A 19,769-nucleotide genomic window follows, 5' to 3' on the forward strand; every position below is an offset into this window, starting at 1 on the left:
GAGGATTCATGACCGGGAGCGGCGGGTGGCCGGGCGTGCCGGCCGGCGGCGGTTCAACCGCAGCTGGGTGAGCAGCAGGGAGATGCCGACGAGCAGCGCCGTGAGCCACGCCACCTGGGTCCACAGGAGACGGTAGGAGGTCGCGTCGAGGCCGAGCGGCGAGGTCTTGGTGCGCAGCGAGACCGGCTGGACCGCGGGCAGCTGGTCCGGAGCGACCGCGGGCGCCTGCCCGGCGATCAGCGGCAGCTGAGCGCCGGCCGGGCCGGCACCCGCCGTGGCGGTCTGGTCGGGCAGGCCCAGGCCGGTGGCCAGTGCCGACGACGGCAGGTCCGCTCCCGCGGCGGACGCGCCCACCGACGAGCCGCTCCCGGTGACCGTGATCTTGCCGGCGTCGCTGTGCGTGCTCGCGCGGTCGGCGCTGAGCGAGGCGGTCACGGTGACGGTGCCGGCGGCGTGGCCCGCGGGGATCTTCACGACGGCGGACGCGGAGCGCGCCGCACTCACGTCCCCCAGCGAGAGAAGGCCGCTGACCACCGAGGCGCCGGTGGCGGAGAATCGCAGCATCGCGTGGTGGGCGACCGCGTGCGCCGCGCTGACCCGCGCCGTCGCGGTGACCGAGCCGCCCGGGGCGGCCTTGGCCGCGGAGAACGACAGGTGGACGCTCAGGGACGGGGTCCGCTGGTACGGCGGCGAGGAGGGCGGCGGCGCGGGCTTGACCGGCGGCGAACTGGCGGGCGGCGGGTCGCTGGGCGAGTCGCTCGGAGGATTGCTCGGCGAGTCGCTGGGCGTGCTGCCGCCGGACGGATCGGGCGCCGGGTCGTCGGCGGCCGTGGGCGACGGGTCGGCGGCCAGCGCCGTCGCGGGCGTCGCCACCGCGCCGAGCGTGATGACCGTCGCCGCACCGAGTGCGACGAATACTGGTCGTGCGTTCGATCCGGACAGCACTCCGGCACCTCCGCGTCCATCGCCATCCGCCCTCGGGACTCGTCGTTACCCGAAGCGGTCGAACCCATGCGAACACGGGACCAGGAGATGGATCAACCATGGCGCGCAGCGCTATCAACGGATGCGTAATTCGTCTCGCGCCTTGTGCCCCCGGTTAGCGGAAGAGGTGAATCTCACGCTCCGTCCCCGGCCGCGTCGTACTCCCGTGCCTGTTCACGCAGCCACAGCGCGCGCAGGGCGACCTCGGTGGCGAACCGTGTGTCCGGATCGGCGAGGTCGTCCCCGAGGGCGTGTTCGATCTGCCGCATCCGGTAGCGCACGGTCTGCGGATGCACGCCCAGTTCGTCGCCGACCTGCGCGGCGGTGCCGCGGGTGCGCAGCCACACGCCCAGCGTCTCGACGAGGCGTTCGCGCTGGCGCGCCGTCAGGTGGTCCAGGGCGGCGAGCTGCCGGCGGGCGATCTGGTCGATCAGCGGCGCGTCCGTGAACAGCCAGAGGGTCTCCAGGTGGTTCGCGCAGAGGGTGAGCGGGCCGTCATCGATGATCTGGGAGTGGACCAGGCCGAATGCCTGCCGGGCCCAGCGCAGCGAGTCGGGGGCGCGGTCCAGCGGCACGGTCAGCCCGGCCGCCGCCTTGGACTCGGCCACCGCGAGTTCGAGCATCGCGCGGCGGTCGGCCGTCAGCGGGCCGGGGACCAGCAGGTACGGCTCGGTGCCGTCGAGGTCGGTCAGCAGGTCGTCGTCGAGCAGCGTCCGTACGATCGGCGCGTTCGGCCGCAGCACGACCACGGTCACCTCGTCCGGGAGCACCCAGCGGACCGATTCGGCGTGCTCGGCGAGCAGGTCGTGCGGTGCCGCGTCCACGATGAGCCGCAGGAGCCGCCGGCGTCCGGCCCGCATCTCGTCGTTCAGCTGCGCCCTGGCCTCCCGGTAACCGCGCACCGACGACGACGCCAGTTCCTCCATGTAGGTGAACAGGGCGTCCGCCAGCACCGACACGGTCGCCGGGGCCAGGTCGTACCGCTGGTGCAGGGCCATCACCCGCCTCCAGCCCGTCTGGGCGCCGATCCGGTACGCGGACTGCAGGACGTTGAGCTGGCGGCCCTCGTACGCCTCGAACCGGCCGAGCTTGTAGCAGATGTCGTCCGGAAGGGCGTCGGGCGAGCCGAGCCATACGACGAATCCGGCGAGTGCGCGCTCGACCCCGGAACGGAGCGTCCGTCCGTACGGACCGTCGATCGGGCGGGCGTATTCGGGAATGCCGTCCCGGATCTCGCCCACGATCTCCTGCGTGAGGCTGGGCAGTTCGCGCCGTATGATCGCCGTCAGCCGCTCGGTCAGATCGGAACTCGACCAGTTCAAGCCGTCCGGTTCGAGCGTTCGAGGCATGCGTGTACCTCCCACCGCCACCGTCGGAGTCGGTGCGTCGCTGGGCGGGGTCGCCCTTATTCAGAATCGGCCGTCAGGTGGCGTTCGCCGGTGATCGCGGACCGCGAGGGAAATACCGAGCGGGGAACCCCTGTATCTCCCGGGCGAACCGCGATCTAGGACACCGTGACGGTAGAGCAGAGAACAGCCTCCGGCAAGATTTTGCGGCGTTCACTTGCCGGAGCCATACGGTCTGTCATTGACCGTAGGCGTTTCTCTGTTTTCGGACAGCGCACTATGTTTTTTTGTGACGTCGTGAGCGGAAAGAGGAGTCGCCCGCTCGGGCCTGCCGCCGCGGCCGCCCGGGAGCGCGGGGCGGTCCCGCAGCCGCTGCGCCCGTAGCACGAGTTCCAGGCCGAACCGCGCCTCCGGGTCGCCGAACCGGTCACCGAGGCTCTCCTTGAGCTGGTTCAGCCGGTACCGCACCGTCTGCGGGTGTACGTGGAGGCGGTTTCCCACGTCGGCCGCGGTGCTCCAGCTCTCGAGCCACACCCGGAGCGTCTCGGTCAGGGCCTTCTGCTTGCCGGCCGGCATGTCCGCGAGCCGGTCGAGCCGCTGCCGCGCCAGTTCGTCGATGAGCTGCGGATCCGACATCAGCCACAGGGTCAGGAGATGGTCTTCGCAGAACGTCAGCCGCGCGTCGTCCACGACCCCCTCCGTGATCAGGCCGAGGGTCCGCACGGCCCAGCGAAACGAGTCCGCCGCCTCGTCCAGCGGCACCGTGACGCCCACGACGATCCGGTCGCGGGGCACCGCGGCCTCGATCATCGCCCGCCGGGCCGCGGTGAACCGGCCCGGAACCAGGAGCCGCGGCTCGGCGCCGTCCGGATCGGCGAGGACGTCGTCGGTCAGCGCGCCGCGGACCAGGCGAACGCCCGGACGCACGACGATCGGGGTGACCTCGGCGGGCACCGTCCAGTCGGCGCGCTCGGCCAGTTCGGCGATGGCCTGCCGCGGGGCGGCCGGCCGCTCGAGGATGAGGCCTAAAAGGCGGAGGCGCAGCTCGGCCAGTTCTTCCGGCGAGTGCGCGCTCGCCTCCAGATAGCCCTCCACGGAGATGGAGGTGAGCTCGTGCATGTACTCCAGTTGCGCGTCGGCCAGGCCGGCGACGGTCTCGGACGGAAGCTCATGGCGCGCGCAGAAGCCCATGGTCCAGTGCCAGGCCACCCGGAAGGCGACGCGGAAGGCCGCCTGCAGGGCGTTCAGGTTCCGGTCGTGGTGCGCCTCGTTCTGGCCGAGCAGCCGGAAGATCTCCGTCAGCCGGGACGACGACGCGGACGGTTCGGCGACGCGGTCGACGAAGGAGAAGATCGCCTGTTCGACCGCCGGCCGCATGGGCGACTCTTGTAATCCGTCACAGGGCGTCGCGTACTCCGCGACGGCCTCGCGGATCCCGGTACAGATCTCGCCGGGAAGGCCGCCCATCTCGGACCGCAACAGCCCGGCGAGCTCCCGTCTTTCCGTCTCCTGTTCGAGCCACACCGTCGCCGTCTCTCTCTGGCCGGGTGACTCGTCTCCACCGGCCACCGGGCGGCGAGGTCACCGGCGGCCTCGCTCCGCACGGCCCCGGCCGGCCGGCGAAGCGTGATCCAGATCATCTTGATCGCTGATCGGAACGGACGCAATTCACACCGCGCGGCGACGACATTCACCCTCCGCATCCATTCGGCCACCTGCCGTGGAACGGTCCGTCTACGGACGCCACATAATCATCGTAATGGAACGCCTTAATCACCGATGGATAAAGACCAATGCGATCTTTCGCTTGCGATGACAATTCGGCGCAAATGTCAATTTCGCCCTTGATTGGGCCGTAACACGCGCTTAACCTACCGACAGGTAGCAAGCGTACGGGAAAGCCTAGCAAATAGAGATCATCTTTGCGATCGAACGACCCCCGCAGACTCTGATGCCCTTACCGAAACCCCGCCGGACCCGCGGGGATGAAGGAGGCTGCCCCTGAGCCGAGATCACCACTGTCAATTCGACTTCCGATTTCGTCGACCGGCCTCGCCGCACATGCCGGCCACAGTCACCACGAAGGAAGAACCCTCATGCGTAAACTTCTCAGCAGTTCGCTCTTTGTCGGCGGCGCCGCCGCCGCCGCGCTCGCGCTCAGTTCTCCGGCGGCCTTCGCCGCCGGCTGGACCGTCACCAACGGCAACGCCAGCGGAGCCTTCACCGTCGGGCTCAAGTCGGGCACGACCGTGACGTTCAAGGACGTGAACACCAACCAGACGTTCACCTGCAGCGCCTCGACCATCAACGGCAGCGCGCCCGCCGGCACCAGTCGTCCCAACCCGGTCGCGAGCATCACCAGCGGCAGCTTCACCGGCTGCACCGGCCCCCTGAGCAGCACCGGAAGCGCGACCATCAGCTCCGGTGGCCTCAACGCCGTGACGTACAACTCGAGCACCGACACGGTCAGCGGGAACATCAGCGGGATCAGCGCCGCCCTGACGATCAAGAGCATTCTGGGCACCTGCAACGCCACGGTGACCGGCAGCGTCGGCAACAACAACCAGGACACCTACGCGAACGGCACCGGGACGCTCACCCTCACCCCGGACCCCGCCACGCAGACCCTCAAGATCGCCACCACCAGCGGCGTCTGCGCGGGCCTGCTGAACGCCAACGACCTCGTCACCTTCCAGGCGACCTACGTGGTCTCCAGCCCCACTCCCCCGCTCACCGTCAGGCCCACCTGACGGTCGAGGCCCGGGTATGACCGGAGGCCGGCCGGGGTCCACCCCCCGGCCGGTCTTCGCATGCGAGACGGCGATGACCCGAAGCCGGGTGCTCGATATCGGATAAAAGGCGGAACAGCATTTGTCGTGCGGTGATAAAAATGCGGCGATCGATCGCCCACGTGCGCGGCCGCTTGCCCCTGACGGGAATCCGCACCTAATCTACCTCTACTTGCCAGTAGCGCTGGGTGGCCTGTCGTTCCGGCGATCGGGGCCGACGATTTTTGGATGTGGTCTTCCGATGCTTCGGCTTTCACTTTCCGGGGACGACCGCGAATCCGCGCGGTGCCGATTCCGCCAAGGTGAACGCCGGCCGGAGAACGGCACGGGTGATCGTGGATGAGCATGACGCGCTGGACGCCTCGTGCGGTGGCGCGGGCCACCGTCGCCGGGCTGGTCATCATCGCGATGGGCCTGGTCCCGGGCGCCGCGTCCTCGGCCGGCAAGTCCTCGTCCGGGGAGCCTCCGCCCGACCAGATCATGGGTGCGTCCCTGGCCTACGCCTGCCCGTTCCCCTCAGGCGCTCAGCGCATCACCGTCAAGGTCGCCGGCGCCCTTCCCGCCGCCGCGACGGTCGGCGACCACATCCAGCCCGGCCAGGTGACGATCACCCCGACCCTGCCGCGCGCCGCGCTCGCCGACCTCACCGGCCTGGACGCGACGTCGGTCACGGCGTCGGCGCGGATCTCCGTCACCGTCGCGCAGAAGGGCGGCACCGCCGCCACCACCTGGCCGAGCGCGGCCGCGTCGGCGCCGATCCCGGCGTCGGGGAGCCTGCCGTTGCCCGGATCCGCCACGGTGTCGCCGGTCACGGCCAAGGCCGTCGGCTCGGCGGCCTTCGTCGCGGGCTCGCTCTCGCTCGTCCTCACACCGCACAAGGCCGACGGCAGCGCGACGAACCCGGCCGGTATTCCGCTCGACTGCAAGGTCGAGCCCGGCCCGGACGTGGTCCTGGCACGTGTTCCGGTGACCGATCCCGGGGTTTCGGTGACTCCGTCGCCCGGCACGGGTGGGGCCAAGCTCAACCCTCGATCGGCCCGGCCACTCGACGACGATCCGTGTCTGCTCCCCGTGCCCCAGGACCCGATACCCGGGGAGGCGTACCTGGCGGGATTCGCGAATGCCGCGAAACTCGGGGGCGCGATACTGCTCGGCGTCGAGAACGGCGAGACGACGGGGCACACCCTCCTGGAACTGAACTACGAGGTCATCCTCAACCTCTGCGCCACGGACAGCAGCGTCGACGTACTGAGCAGGGCGACGCTCGACTACCACGGAGCACATTCGCTGCCACCCGCGAAGGCCACCCTCCTGACTTATGGCTTCATGCCGACCACCGCGACGGTCGAGTTCTCGGAACCCCCGGGCACCCACATGGAGATCGACAGCCACTCGTGGTTCGACGGCACCGGGTTCCCGCAGGTCTCGACGGTCACCTCCCAGATGACGATGCGCATCTACGACGTGCTGGTCAACGGAAAGCCGCTCGATGTGGGCCCGCACTGCCAGACCGCCTCGTCGCTCGCCGTGACGCTGACCGGCAAGTCTCCGGACTACACGGTGGACCAGGGTGGGCCGCTGACCGGCATGGTCACGATCCCGCCGTTCTCCGGGTGCGGAGTGGGCGAGGACCTCGATCCCATCTTCACCGCGTCGCTCTCCGGTCCGGACAACTACATGAAGCTGACCCAGGGCATTCCGTGCACGCGCCCGCCGGACCAGGATCCGGTCAACTGCGACCCGATCGACCGGCCGACTCCCCGGCCCTGAGACTCACGCACGGATGAATCGCAGCGGAGAGATTGTCATTCGACGGCAACGTTATTCCGCGAGCAAAAATATCCAGAAGACGTTCTATTGCCGTTCGTGCAGCCGATAGTTACCGTACTCGCCAGTAGGGATCTCGAGGCGGAATTCCGGCGGCTAGACGGATAAATGCCGGTGATCGGCGGGCGGTCGGGGCGACGGCTCCGTCGAGGGTCCCCTGTGGAGAAAGGGACCGAGAAATGAGTCCTTCCCGTAAGAGGGCACGGCTCGCGGCCGCGGGTGTGGCCACCACACTCGCCACGCTGACGACGCTCGTCACGGCCGGTTCGGCTTCGGCGACGACGCTGAACGGCTCCTGGGCGCCGTTCTCGCGTTGCCCGGTCGACGATCCGGCGATGCTCGCGGCGGACGGCGCGAATGTGACGGACACGTGCCTCACCACCCATGCGTCCAGCGGCACCATCAAGCTGGGCAACACCACCGCCACGACCGGTGTGACCGACATGCAGTTCGGGGTGCTCTCCGGATCGACGGTGTCGCTGGTCTCGCCCTCCGGCGGCGGCCTCGTGGCCGACCCCGTGAAGATCCCCGGCGGACTGCTCGGCCTGATGTGCCCGAGCAAGGTGCCGGTGATCACGCAGATCTGCCAGCAGCTCACCGACAACACGCTGAACAACGTCATCGCCACCGTGCAGCCCGCCGGCAAGCCGTCGGACTTCGACCTGTCCGCCGGCCTCGGCTCCGGAAAGCCGATCCTCACGTTGCCGGTCAAGATCCACCTGCAGAACCCGTTCCTGGCCTCCACCTGCACGATCGGCTCCGACTCCAACCCGATCCTGTTGAAGCCGAAGAACGTCACCGCCCCGGACACGAGCTTCGCGCGGTTCGACGGGAACGGCACCCCCGACCCCGACAACGGCGACCTGCTCAGGATCGATCTCACCGGGGCGTCCGTGAGCGACGACTCCTTCGCCGTTCCCGGCGCCACCGGCTGCGGCGGCCTCGGCCTGCTCGACGCCGCGGTCAATCTCAAGACCGGCCTCCCCTCCGCGGCGGGGAAGAACAAGCTGGTGTTGAACAGCGCGTCGACCTACCTCGGCGGGCTGTACGACCCGTCCTCCTTCGCACCCACCTCCGGGCGCAAGATGTCGGCCTTCTGGCATTCCGCGGCGCGCTGACGGCCGAACTCCGGACGCGTCGCCGGCGGCCCGGGACACCCGATGCTCACCGGTGGATAAAACCGGAGGCATTGATTGTCATTCGATGACAGGACATTCCGCGCGATCTTGGTGGTCGCGTGGAATGTCTTGCTTATCGCCGTTCGAGAAAAGTATGATACCCGCCAGTAGCAAAGGGTGTCGCCCGAGCCGATCCGGCGGAATCATATTACGGTTCGGTATAAATTTGGGCTCATTTATATTCGGGGGCCTAAGTTGGGAAAATTCCGATGGTTGGCTCTACCTAATGGGACTTGAAGTCGTGGTCGAAGGACTGACGAAATCCTTCGGCCGGCAGAACATCTGGCGGGACATCAACCTGACCCTTCCCGCCGGTGAGGTCAGCGTGATGCTCGGCCCCTCGGGGACCGGAAAAACCGTTTTCCTCAAGTCGCTGATCGGCTTGCTCAAACCCGAGCAGGGCCGTGTCCTCGTGGGCGGCGTCGACATGGTGAACAGCCCCGAGCGCAAGCTCCACGAGGTGCGCAAGCTGTTCGGGATCATGTTCCAGGACGGCGCGCTGTTCGGCTCCCTCAACCTGTTCGAGAACATCGCCTTCCCGCTGCGCGAGCACACCTCCAAGAAGGAGCCGGAGATCCGGCGCATCGTGCTGGAGAAGATGGAGATGGTCGGCCTGGCGGGCGCCGAGGGAAAGCTGCCGGGCGAGATCTCCGGCGGTATGCGCAAGCGCGCCGGGCTGGCGCGCGCCCTCGTGCTCGACCCGCAGATCATCCTCTGCGACGAGCCGGACTCCGGCCTGGACCCGGTCCGCACGGCGTACCTCTCGCAGCTCCTGATCGACCTCAACGCGCAGATCGACGCGACCATCCTGATCGTCACGCACAACATCCAGGTCGCCTCGACGGTGCCGGACAACATCGGCATGCTGTTCCGCCGCGACCTGGTCACCTTCGGCCCGCGCGAGGTGCTGCTGACGAGTGAGGAGCCGGTGGTCGCGCAGTTCCTCCGCGGCCGGCGGCACGGCCCGATCGGCATGTCGGAGGAGAAGGACCAGTCTCTGCTGGAGGCCGAACGCACCGCCGGATACCACGACGAGGACGAGGGGCTGCCGCCGATCGTGCCGCAGCTCGAACCCAGTCCCGGCCTGCCGCCCCGCCAGGCCGTCGAGCGCCGCCGCGCGCGGGTGATGGGCATGCTGCACGAACTGCCGTACCCGGCGCAGCAGGCGATCCTCGCGAGCATCCGGGAGCGGCGATGACGACCCCGGCGGGCTCCGTCCCCGGCACCGCCGCGCTCCGTGAGACCGGCAAGCTGTTCGCGCTGGCCGCCGCCTCGCTCGGCGCGATGTTCCGGCGGCCGTTCCAGGGGCGGGAGCTCGTGGAGCAGTTCTGGTTCATCGCCAGCGTCACGATCCTGCCGACCGCGCTCGTCTCCATCCCGTTCGGCGCGGTGATCGCCCTGCAGGTCGGTTCGCTCACCCAGCAGCTCGGCGCCCAGTCCTTCACCGGCGCGGCCAGCGTGCTCGCGGTCATCCAGCAGGCCAGCCCGCTGATCGTGGCGCTGCTGATCGCCGGGGCCGGAGGCTCGGCGATCTGCGCGGACATCGGCTCGCGAACGATCCGCGAGGAGATCGACGCGATGGTCGTCATGGGCGTCTCGCCGGTCCAGCGGCTGATCGCGCCGCGTGTGCTGGCGGCCATGCTCGTCTCCGTCTTCCTCAACGGTCTGGTCTCGGTGGTCGGCGTGCTCGGCGGCTACTTCTTCAACGTGATCATGCAGGGCGGCACGCCCGGCGCGTACCTGGCCAGCTTCTCCGCCCTCGCCCATCTGCCGGACCTGTACATCAGCGAGATCAAGGCGCTCATCTTCGGCTTCATCGCGGGCGCGGTCGCCGCGCACCGCGGGCTGAACCCGCGCGGCGGGCCCAAGGGAGTCGGCGACGCGGTGAACCAGTCGGTCGTCATCGCCTTCCTGCTCCTGTTCTTCGTGAACCTCGTGCTCACGGCCATCTACCTGCAGATCGTCCCGCCGAAGGGAAGCTGAGCCGTGGCGCTACCTCGCATCGATCTGGACCGCCGGCTGTCCTGGCTGGACACGCTCGGCGACCAGCTGACCTTCTACCTGCGGGCGCTGCTGTGGACGCCACGGGCACTGCACCGCTACCTGCGGGAGATCCGCCGCCTGCTCGCCGAGGTCACCTTCGGCAGCGGCGCGCTCGGCGTCATCGGCGGCACCATCGGCGTGATGATCGCGATGACGCTGTTCACCGGCACCGTCGTGGGCCTGCAGGGGTACGCCGCGCTCAACCAGATCGGCACCGCCGCCTTCACCGGGTTCGTCTCCGCGTACTTCAACACCCGCGAGATCGCGCCGCTGGTCGCCGGGCTGGCACTGTCGGCGACGGTCGGCGCCGGCTTCACCGCCCAGCTCGGCGCGATGCGCATCAACGAGGAGGTCGACGCGCTGGAGGGCATGGGCGTGCCGAGCCTGCCGTACCTGGTCACCACGCGGATCGCGGCGGGCGCCGTGGCGATCGTCCCGCTGTACGGCATCGGCCTGCTCAGCTCGTACCTGTCCTCACGCGAGATCACCGTGCTGTTCAAAGGCCAGTCGGCCGGCACGTACGACCACTACTTCGGGCAGTTCCTGACCTCGGTGGACGTGCTCTGGTCGTTCGGGAAGGTACTGATCTTCGCCGTCATGGTGATCCTCGCGCACTGCTACTACGGCTACCGGGCGTCCGGCGGACCGGCCGGGGTGGGCATCGCGGTCGGCCGGGCGGTGCGCACCTCCATCGTGCTGATCAGCCTCACCGACTTCTTCCTCAGCCTGGCGATCTGGGGGGCCACCACGACGGTGAAGGTGGCCGGATGATCAGTGTCGACGACTCGGCCGCGGTCAAGGCCCGGCGGCGGCTGACCGGCGTGGCGTTCCTGCTGGTGCTGTGCCTGCTGGTGTGGCTGTCGATCGCGGCCTACCAGAAGCGTTTCACGGACGTGGCCATGGTGACGCTGCGCACCGACAGCGTGGGCAACGAGATGCACTCGCACGCCGACGTGAAGATGCGGGGCCAGGTCATCGGCGAGGTACGCGACATCTCCGCGGACGGGTCGGGGGCCCGTCTGCGGCTCGCCCTCCAGCCGGGCGCGCTGAAGGACGTCCCGGCGAACGTCACCGCGCAGATGCTGCCCACCACGCTGTTCGGCGAGCGGTACGTCGCGCTGGTCCCGCCGCCCGACCCGGCGCCGGTGGCCCTCACCGCCGGCAGCGTCATCGGGCAGGACCGCAGCTCCAACGCCATCGAGCTGGAGCGGGTGCTGGACAACGTCCTGCCCCTCCTGACCGCCGTACGGCCCGACAAGCTGTCCGCGACGCTCACCGCGATCGCCCAGGCGCTGCAAGGTCGCGGCGAGGAGCTCGGCCGGACGCTGGTGGACTTCGACTCCTATCTCGGCAAGACCAACCCGCAGCTCCCCGCGCTCGACCGCGACATCACCGAGCTGGTGCGCGTCGCGCAGGCGTACTCCCAGGCGAGTCCGGACATCCTCCAGGCGCTCACCGACTTCACCACCACGAGCCGCACCATCGTCGACCAGCGCGCCAACCTCGGCGAGCTGTACGACTCGGTGACCGACTCGTCGCGGGACATCACCGCATTCCTGCGCGCCAACTCCGCGAACATCATCCGGCTGTCCGCCGACAGCCGCCCGGTGCTGGAGACGCTGGCCCGCTACTCGCCCTCCTTCCCCTGCACGCTGAAGACGCTCAGCGACTTCGTCCCGGCGATGGACCGGGCGCTGGGCAAGGGCACCGACCGGCATGGCATGCACGTCACCGTGCGCGTGGTCCCCTCGAAGGGCAAGTACGTCCCCGGCCGCGACACGCCGGTCTACAACGCCGACGGCGGCCCGCACTGCTACTCCGTGCCGTACCAGGGAGCCGCCGGCGCGCTCGGCGTGCCCAACTCCCCCGGAGAGAACGACCTCGTCAACGAGCTGCTGAACCCGGGCGGGACCACGCCGCAGAAGGCGCCGCCCGACTGGAGCAGCGTGCTGGTCGGCCCGATCTACCGGGGAACGGAGGTGACGGTGAAGTGAACCGCAGGAGCCTCGCCGGGCCGCTGACCAAGTCGGCGATCTTCATCGTCGTCACCACTCTGGCCACCGCGGTCCTGGCGCTCAGCATCGCGGGCACCGGAGTGGGCCGGACCGCCGGCTACCACGCGACGTTCACCGACGTCACCGGCCTGAACACCGGGGACAGCATCCGCATCGCCGGGGTGCGCGTCGGCCAGGTCGAGAGCATTCACGTGACCGGCCGGCGGCTGGCGCGCGTGACGTTCTCGGTCGAGTCCGGCCGTACGCTGCCCGCCTCGGTGACCGCGTCCATCAAGTACCTCAACCTCGTCGGGCAGCGGTACATCGAGCTCGACCAGGGCGTCGGGCCGGTCGGCGGCACCCTGCGGCCGGGCGGGACGATCCCGGTGGACCGGACCACGCCCGCGCTGAACCTCACCCAGCTCTTCAACGGCTTCCAGCCGCTGTTCCAGGCCCTGTCGCCCAAGGACGTCAACCAGCTCTCCGGTGAGATCATCCAGGTGTTCCAGGGCGAGGGCACCACCATGGAGCAGCTCATCGCCACGGTCGGCACGCTGACCACCACGCTGGCCACCCGCGACCAGGTCATCGGGCGCGTCATCGACAACCTGACCACCGTCGTGGAGACCGTCAACTCCCGCGAGGGCGAGTTCGAGGGGCTCATCACGACGCTGAAACAGCTCGTGCACGGCTTCGCCGCCGACCGCAAGCCGATCGGGCAGGCGATCGGCGCGATCTCCGGCCTCACCACGAGCACGGCCGGGCTGCTCGGCGCCGGCCGCGACCCGCTGCGCCGCGACATCCGCGACCTGGGCCGGCTGTCGTCCAACCTGAACCGCGACCAGCCGCTGGTGGAGGGCTTCGTACGGATGCTGCCGACGAAGATGACCACGATCGCCCGGCTCGCCTCGTACGGCTCGTGGCTCAACCTCTACATGTGCCAGGCCACCGTCTCCGGCGTGTCGTGGTCCACGGTCGGCCCGCCGATCCCCGGACCCCCGCCGACCGGCATCCCGGTCACCGAATCGAGGTGCGAGTCGTGAAGCCGATCCGGGAGCGGAATCCGGTCAAGGTCGCCGTGGTCGGCCTGGTGATCCTGGCCGGGCTGGGTACCGCCGCGTACGCCGCCGACGACCTGCCCCTCATCGGCGGCGGCACGACCTACGACGCGGACTTCACCGAGTCCGCCGGGCTGCAGTCCGGCAACGAGGTCCGCGTCGCCGGGGTGAAGGTCGGCAAGGTCACCGGGATCGCCCTCGACCACGGACGGGTGAAGGTGAGCTTCCGCGTCAAGGACACCTGGATCGGCAACGCCTCCACCGCCTCGATCATGATCAAGACGCTGCTGGGCGAGAAGTACCTCGCGGTCGACCCGCTCGGTACGGCGCGGCAGAACCCCTCGCGGCGCATCCCGGTCAGCCGCACGACCTCCCCGTACGACGTGACGCAGGCGTTCCAGCAGCTCGGCGGCACGCTGGGGCAGATCGACACCGACCAGCTCGGGCAGAGCCTGCAGGCGATCTCCGACACGTTCAGCGGCACGGCCCCCAGCGTCCGCAAGGCCGTCCAGGGCCTGTCGGCGCTGTCCAAGACGATCTCCTCGCGGGACGCGCAGCTCGCCCGGCTGCTGGCCGGGACCAAACAGATCACCGCCACGCTGGCGGCGCAGAACGGCAACTTCACCGCGCTTCTGCACGACGGCAACCAGTTGCTGGCGGAGATCTCGCGCCGCCGGCTCGCGATCCACGCGTTGCTGACCGGCACCCAGCAGCTCTCCGCGCAGCTCAGCGGCCTGGTCAAGGACAACCAGGCCCAGCTCGACCCGACGCTGCGCGCGCTCGACCAGGTGACCGCGATGCTGCGGCGCAACCAGGGCAGCCTCGACCACGCGCTCGCCGTCGCCGGGCCGTACTACCGGCTGGTCGGCAACACGCTCGGCAACGGGCGCTGGTTCGACAGCTATCTGTGCGGCATCGTCCCCAAGAACTACCTGCCGCCGGGCACGCCTCCGGCGACCGGGTGCATGCCGCCGAAGCAGGACGGTCAGTGATGCGCACACCTTCGGTTCCGCCGGCCCGCCGCCCCGCCGTGATGAGCGCCGGGCTCGCGCTCATCGTGCTCCTCTTCGGCGCGCTGTACCTGCTGTCCCGTCCCGCGGGCATGAGGATCACCGCGTACTTCGGCCAGGCCGTCGGCGTCTACACCGGCTCGGACCTGCGCGTCCTCGGCGTGAAGGTCGGCAAGGTCGACTCGGTGCGGCCGGAGGGCCGCCAGGTGCGGGTGACGATGACGGTGGACCACGGAGTGGCCGTGCCGGCCGGCGCGGTCGCCGTCGTCGTGGCGCCGAGCGTCGTCGCCGACCGCTACATCCAGCTCTCCCCCGCCTACACCGACGGCGCGCGGCTGACCGACCACGCGGTCATCCCGGCGAGCCGTACGGCGACGCCGGTGGAGATCGACCAGCTCTACGACAGCCTCAGCCGGCTCGCCACCGCCCTCGGTCCGAACGGCGCCAACCGCAAGGGCGCGCTGTCCAACCTGCTGAACACCGGCGCGGCGAACCTGGCCGGCAACGGGCAGGACATCGGCGACATGGTCGGCGACCTCGGCCAGGCGGCCAAGACCCTGTCCGGCTCGTCCAGCGACCTGTTCTCGACCCTGACGAACCTGCAGAAGTTCACCACCATGCTCAAGGCCAACGACGGGCAGGTCCGGCTCGCCGAGCAGCAGCTCGCGCAGGTGACCGGTTTCCTCTCCGACGACCGGCAGAACCTCGGCGCGGCGCTGCAGCAGCTCGCCACCGCGCTCGGCCAGGTACAGCGGTTCATCCACGACAACCGGGCGCGGCTCAAGTCCAACGTGACCAAGCTGGCGTCGATCACCCAGACCCTGGTGGACCAGCGCGCGTCGCTCGCCGAGGTGCTGGACACCGCGCCGCTCGCCGCCGACAACGTGCTGAACACCTACGACCCGGTCAACCGGACGCTCGACGGCCGAGGTGACCTCAACGAGCTGAGCATGGGCGGGCCGCTCACACCCGCCTCGGCCGGGCAGACCGCCGGCGACCAGCTCTGCTCGGTGACCGGCGCGACCAAGTCCCTGAAGTCACTGTGCGCCAAGTACAAGCTGGGCTCCGACGGTCTCAAGCCGCTGCCGCCCTCACGGCGGGCGCCGCTGCCCCTGCCGCCGGTCGGCGACGTGTACGGAGGCCGGTGATGCGCGCGGCACGGCCGGCCGCCGTCGTGGTGGTGTGCCTGTCTCTGGCGGGCTGCGGCTCCGGCGGGTTCGGCGGCGTGTACGGCCTGACGCTGCCGGGCGGCGCGGACCTCGGTTCCCACCCGTACCAGGTCACCGCGCAGTTCGCCAACGTCCACGACCTCGTGCCGCAGGCGGCGGTGAAGGTCAACGACGTCGCGGTCGGCCGGGTCTCGAAGATCACCCTGCCGCGGAACGGCTGGACCGCGAACGTCGTCATGCTCGTCAACGGCAAGGTCCACCTGCCCGCCGACGCGTACGCGCGGCTCGCCCAGTCGAGCCTGCTCGGCGAGAAGTACATCGAGCTCAGCACCCCCTCCGGCGGTGGTTCGGGCACGCTGGCCGACGGCGCGGTCATCCCGATGGCGCGCACCGACCGCGACCCGGAGATCGAGGAGGTCTTCGGCGCGCTGTCGCTGCTGCTGAACGGCGGCGGCCTGAGCCAGCTCCGCACCATCACGCAGGAGATGAACAAGGCTCTCGGCGGCAACGAACCGCAGGTCAGGTCCATGCTCGGCCGGTTGAACACGCTGGTCTCCAACCTCAACGACCATCGCAAGGACATCACCGACGCCATCGACGCGCTGGACCGGCTCTCCGCCACGCTCGCCTCCCGCAAGGAGCAGATCGGCACCGTGCTGGACGACCTCGGACCCGGCCTGGACGTGCTCGAACAGCAGCGTGGCGCGCTGGTCACCATGCTGCGGTCGCTGGAGGAGCTGTCCGGCGTCGCGGTCACGACCATCAACAAGAGCAAGGCGGACATGGTCGCGGACCTGCAGGCGCTCGCCCCGGTGCTGGCCAACCTGTCCGACGCCGGGCGGAACCTGCCGAAGTCGCTGCAGGTGCTGCTCACCTATCCGTTCACCGACGAGGTGCTGAACGGGGTCAAGGGCGACTACCTCAACGTCTACCTGTCGGTGACCGCGCCGCCCGGGACCGAGGTCATCCCGCCGATCGTGCCCGCGGAGGAGGAACAGGCGAAGTCGTCCGGGCGCAAGGGACAGATCGCGCCGCTGCCGCTGCCGCTGCCTCCCGTCGGCGGGGCGCGGACCACGCCGACGGGCTCGCCGCCGGCCACCTCTCCGTCCACGCCCGCGTCGCCGTCGGGCTCCGTACCTCCCGGGACGCCGACGGCGACGCCGTCCTCCTCTCCGAACGGGGGTGGCTGATGCTCACGCTCGGGACCCGCCTGAAGAACCTGGCGTTCATCGTCATCGGCGTGCTCGTCATCGGCTACATCGGCTACCGGTACGCCGACCTCGGGCGCTACGTCGGCCTGCGCGGCTACTACGTCGTCAGGATGGACCTGCCCGAGACGGGTGGGCTGTTCCCCGGCTCCGACGTGACGTACCGCGGCGTGTCGGTCGGCCGGGTCGGCGACCTGCACCTGACCGGCGACGGCGTACGAGCGGACCTGCACATCAACGCCTCCGCGCCCCGGATCCCCGCCCGGTCGCAGGCCGTGGTCGCCAACCTGTCGGCGGTCGGCGAGGAGTACGTCGACCTGCGGCCGGCGAGCGGCGACGGCCCGTACCTGACGGACGGCGCGCTCATCCCGCGGACCGCCACGCAGACGCCGCCGCCCGTGACGAACGTGCTGACGAACGTGAACGACCTGGCCGCCTCGGTGCCGCTGGAGTCGCTGCGCACCGTGGTGGACGAACTCGGCAAGGCGTTCCAGGGACAGGGCGAGAACCTCCAGACGCTGCTCGACGGTTCGGACGAGTTCTTCCAGGACGCCAACGACGCCGCGCCCGAGACCAACCAGCTGATCCTCGACGGGCAGACCGTGCTGCGGACGCAGCGCGAGGAGAGCGCCGCCCTGCTGTCATTCGCGCACAGCGCGCGGCTGCTCGCCGGGCAGCTCGACGCGTCCGACACCGACCTGCGGCGGCTGATCACCACCGCGCCGGTCGCCGCCGGCGAGATCAGCGGGCTCCTGCGCGACCTCGATCCGAGCCTCAGCGTGCTGCTGGCCAACCTGACGACCACGTCCGAACTCACCGTCACGCGGCAGCGCGGCATCCAGGAACTCCTGGTTCGCCTGCCCCAGGTCGCGGCGGCGGGCGCGTCGGTGGTCGACTCGAAGGGACTCAACTTCGGCATGGCCCTGACGTTCTTCTCCCCGCTCCCCTGCACCAGGGGGTACGGCGGCACGACGTACCGCAACGGCCTGGACACCGCCGCCGCACCGCCGCTGAACACGGCCGCGTCCTGCAAGATGCCGGCCTCCAGCGGGGTGGACGTGCGCGGCTCGGCCAACGCCCCGTACGGCGGCGGGGTGCCGTCGCCCGTACGTCCGGGCACGTCGGCCCGGGCGGCCGCGGCGTCGCTGCCCGGGGCGCTCGGGCTGCCGTCGGTGCCGGCCGGACCGGCCTCCATGGGCGACCTCCTCGGGCTGGAGCGGTGATGCGCGTCCTCGGAGTGGCCCTGCTGACGGCCGCCGCGGTCTTCTGCGGGTGGTCGGGCTGGACCTATCACCAGAGCGCGCACTCGTCGTCCGTGCCGTTCGCGCGGGCACGCGACCAGGTGCGGCGGGACGCCCGGCAGGAGATCGCCGTCCTCAACACCCTGGACCCGCGGCAGAGCGACGCGGGCCTGAGCCGCTGGCTGGACGCCTCGACCGGGACGCTGCGCGACTCGCTGCGGCGTACGTCGGCGCAGGACCGGCAGAAGGCCCTCAGTTCCGGCACCGCCGCGGTGGGCACCGTCACCGACCTCGCGGTGACCGAGCTGGACACGCACGCCGGCACCGCCCAGGTCATCGCGACCGTCCAGGTCAAGCTCGGCAGCTCCCTGGAACGCAAGCGGTTCACCGCCGTACTGGCGCGTACGGGCGCCCGGTGGAAGCTCAGCTCGCTCACCGCCGTGCCGGTCGGCGCCTAGGAGGAGGGTCGTTGAGCGTCACCGAAGAGCCCAAGACCGTCGAAGCGGCCGAGACCGAAGAAGCGGCGGTCGCCGAAGAGGCCGAGGTCGCCGAAAAGACGGAGGCCGTTGAGAAGACCGAGGACGCCGACGCTCCGCGTCGCCGGCGGATCCGCCGGCCGTGGGCGTTCGTCCTGGCGTTCACGCTGGTGTTCGCGCTGGCCGGGGCGGGGTTGCAGGTGCTGAGCGCGCGGGCGCGGCACGATCCGGCGCTCCGTGACCGGGCGCTGGTCGACACCGAGGCGACGTCGGTCGTCATCGGCGATGTCAGCAACGGGCTCACCAAGATCTTCTCGTACACGCCGGACAGCACGGCGACCACCGAGCAGGACGCGGCCGAGGTGCTGAGCGGTACCGCCGCGAGTGAGTACCGGACGCTGTTCGCCCAGGTGAAGCAGCACGCGGCGGCGGAACGGCTGACGGTCACGACCCATGTCGTACGGGCGGGTGTCGTGCGGCTCACCCGCGACACGGCGCAGCTCCTGGTCTTCCTCGACCAGGTCATCGTCCGCAAGGACCGGCCCAAGGGCATGTCGGCGGCGGCCCAGCTCTCGGTCACCGCCCGGCGCCAGGGCGGCCACTGGCGCATCGTCGACATGCACGCCCGGTAACCCGTACGGCTCCAGGAAAGGTGACAGTAGGTGGCACGGACCACAGCCGAGAAACGACCCACGGAGCCCGACGAGGCCGCGGAGCCTCAGCCCGAGGAGACTGCACCCGAGGAGCCGACGCCCGCGGACGCGGCGTCCGAGGAGGCCGAACCGGAGCAGGCGGCACCCGAGGAGACCGACGGTGAAGAGGCCGAGGCCACCGAGGAGACCGAAGCCGGGGACGCCGCGGACGAGGACGCCGCGAAGAAGGCGTCGCGGAGGCGCCTGCCCCGCATCTCCGATCCGGTCCTGCTGGTGGCGGCCGTGCTCGTGGTCGTGGCGGGCGTGTGCGCCGGATACTTCGGGTGGTCCTGGTACGGCGCGGCGCACGACGACTCCCTCGCCTACTCCCGCGACCGCGACGCCGTCCTGCGCGCCGCCGAGCAGGGCGTGCAGAACATGAACACCCTGGACTACCGCAAGGTGGAGCAGGGCCTGGCGTCCTGGGAGGCGTCCACGACCGGCGACCTGCACCAGCAGCTCGTCCAGGGCAGCGCCCAGTTCTCCCAGCAGGTACGGGCCGCCAAGACGGTCACCACCGCGAAGATCCTCGACGCCGCCGTGACCGAGCTGGACGACCGGGCGGGCAAGGCCGGCGCGATCGTCGCCGTGCAGATCACCGTCACGCCGCCGACCGGAACGCCGGCCACCAAGCAGAGCCGCATGCGGGCGCAGCTGACCCGTACGTCGTCCGGCTGGAAGCTGAGCGCGCTCGGCCAGGCCCCCGTCGGCACGACCGCCGGCTGAGCCCGCCGCCCCTTCGCGAGAGGAACCT

Annotated in this window: 18 protein-coding genes; 15 read left to right on the forward strand and 3 right to left on the reverse strand. The window is 70.1% G+C overall.

The window, feature by feature from the left end; genetic code table 11:
• Positions 1-6: 6 nt before the first annotated feature.
• From ACQEV1_RS29020 to ACQEV1_RS29030, 3 genes are all read right to left on the reverse strand, one after another.
• A complete protein-coding gene (locus ACQEV1_RS29020) occupies positions 7-945 on the reverse strand; it encodes a hypothetical protein (protein ID WP_285634556.1) in 939 nt (312 codons plus the stop codon).
• A 173-nt stretch (positions 946-1,118) separates the two neighbouring features.
• Positions 1,119-2,333 (reverse strand): helix-turn-helix domain-containing protein, encoded by a 1,215-nt coding sequence (locus ACQEV1_RS29025; RefSeq protein WP_285634559.1) that lies wholly within the window; start codon positions 2,331-2,333, stop codon positions 1,119-1,121.
• Positions 2,334-2,543: 210 nt separating this feature from the next.
• Entirely contained in the window at positions 2,544-3,854 is a 1,311-nt protein-coding gene (locus tag ACQEV1_RS29030; protein ID WP_433397530.1) for a PucR family transcriptional regulator, read from the reverse strand.
• Between the two features lie 572 nt (positions 3,855-4,426).
• Between ACQEV1_RS29030 and ACQEV1_RS29035 the strand changes: the two genes are divergently transcribed.
• The 15 genes from ACQEV1_RS29035 to ACQEV1_RS29105 all read left to right on the forward strand — a co-directional run bounded on the left by ACQEV1_RS29035 (position 4,427) and on the right by ACQEV1_RS29105 (position 19,741).
• Positions 4,427-5,080, forward strand: coding sequence for a hypothetical protein (locus tag ACQEV1_RS29035; RefSeq protein ID WP_433397532.1), 654 nt, complete (start codon positions 4,427-4,429; stop codon positions 5,078-5,080).
• 384 nt (positions 5,081-5,464) lie between these two features.
• The gene (locus ACQEV1_RS29040; protein ID WP_433397534.1) at positions 5,465-6,889 is read left to right on the forward strand and encodes a DUF6801 domain-containing protein; all 1,425 of its coding nucleotides are present in this window, start codon (positions 5,465-5,467) and stop codon (positions 6,887-6,889) included.
• A 236-nt stretch (positions 6,890-7,125) separates the two neighbouring features.
• On the forward strand, positions 7,126-8,064 hold the full coding sequence (locus tag ACQEV1_RS29045) for a hypothetical protein (protein WP_433397536.1): 939 nt from the start codon (positions 7,126-7,128) through the stop codon (positions 8,062-8,064).
• Between the two features lie 286 nt (positions 8,065-8,350).
• A complete protein-coding gene (locus tag ACQEV1_RS29050) occupies positions 8,351-9,322 on the forward strand; it encodes an ABC transporter ATP-binding protein (RefSeq protein WP_285578510.1) in 972 nt (323 codons plus the stop codon).
• On the forward strand, positions 9,319-10,107 hold the full coding sequence (locus tag ACQEV1_RS29055; protein WP_285578511.1) for an MlaE family ABC transporter permease: 789 nt from the start codon (positions 9,319-9,321) through the stop codon (positions 10,105-10,107). Before ACQEV1_RS29050 ends, ACQEV1_RS29055 begins: the two co-directional genes overlap by 4 nt.
• A 3-nt stretch (positions 10,108-10,110) precedes the next feature.
• Positions 10,111-10,938 (forward strand): MlaE family ABC transporter permease, encoded by an 828-nt coding sequence (locus ACQEV1_RS29060; protein ID WP_285634574.1) that lies wholly within the window; start codon positions 10,111-10,113, stop codon positions 10,936-10,938.
• Positions 10,935-12,161, forward strand: coding sequence for an MCE family protein (locus ACQEV1_RS29065; RefSeq protein ID WP_285578515.1), 1,227 nt, complete (start codon positions 10,935-10,937; stop codon positions 12,159-12,161). Before ACQEV1_RS29060 ends, ACQEV1_RS29065 begins: the two co-directional genes overlap by 4 nt.
• A complete protein-coding gene (locus ACQEV1_RS29070) occupies positions 12,158-13,204 on the forward strand; it encodes an MCE family protein (RefSeq protein ID WP_285634577.1) in 1,047 nt (348 codons plus the stop codon). The genes ACQEV1_RS29065 and ACQEV1_RS29070 overlap by 4 nt, the downstream gene beginning before the upstream one ends.
• Positions 13,201-14,211 (forward strand): MCE family protein, encoded by a 1,011-nt coding sequence (locus tag ACQEV1_RS29075; RefSeq protein ID WP_285578518.1) that lies wholly within the window; start codon positions 13,201-13,203, stop codon positions 14,209-14,211. Before ACQEV1_RS29070 ends, ACQEV1_RS29075 begins: the two co-directional genes overlap by 4 nt.
• Positions 14,211-15,377 carry an MCE family protein gene (locus tag ACQEV1_RS29080; RefSeq protein ID WP_285634580.1) on the forward strand — a complete coding sequence of 389 codons (1,167 nt, stop codon included), beginning with the start codon at positions 14,211-14,213 and terminating at the stop codon, positions 15,375-15,377. The genes ACQEV1_RS29075 and ACQEV1_RS29080 overlap by 1 nt, the downstream gene beginning before the upstream one ends.
• A complete protein-coding gene (locus ACQEV1_RS29085; RefSeq protein WP_433397540.1) occupies positions 15,377-16,588 on the forward strand; it encodes an MCE family protein in 1,212 nt (403 codons plus the stop codon). The genes ACQEV1_RS29080 and ACQEV1_RS29085 overlap by 1 nt, the downstream gene beginning before the upstream one ends.
• Entirely contained in the window at positions 16,588-17,829 is a 1,242-nt protein-coding gene (locus ACQEV1_RS29090; RefSeq protein ID WP_433397542.1) for an MCE family protein, read from the forward strand. Before ACQEV1_RS29085 ends, ACQEV1_RS29090 begins: the two co-directional genes overlap by 1 nt.
• Entirely contained in the window at positions 17,829-18,305 is a 477-nt protein-coding gene (locus ACQEV1_RS29095) for a hypothetical protein (RefSeq protein ID WP_285634589.1), read from the forward strand. The genes ACQEV1_RS29090 and ACQEV1_RS29095 overlap by 1 nt, the downstream gene beginning before the upstream one ends.
• Positions 18,306-18,316: 11 nt before the next feature.
• Entirely contained in the window at positions 18,317-18,955 is a 639-nt protein-coding gene (locus ACQEV1_RS29100; RefSeq protein WP_433397544.1) for a hypothetical protein, read from the forward strand.
• A gap of 30 nt (positions 18,956-18,985) precedes the next feature.
• Positions 18,986-19,741 carry a hypothetical protein gene (locus ACQEV1_RS29105; protein ID WP_433397546.1) on the forward strand — a complete coding sequence of 252 codons (756 nt, stop codon included), beginning with the start codon at positions 18,986-18,988 and terminating at the stop codon, positions 19,739-19,741.
• The last annotated feature ends 28 nt before the right edge of the window (positions 19,742-19,769 follow it).

Source organism: Actinoallomurus sp. CA-142502 (assembly GCF_050936355.1).
In the GTDB taxonomy this organism is placed as follows: domain Bacteria; phylum Actinomycetota; class Actinomycetes; order Streptosporangiales; family Streptosporangiaceae; genus Actinoallomurus; species Actinoallomurus iriomotensis.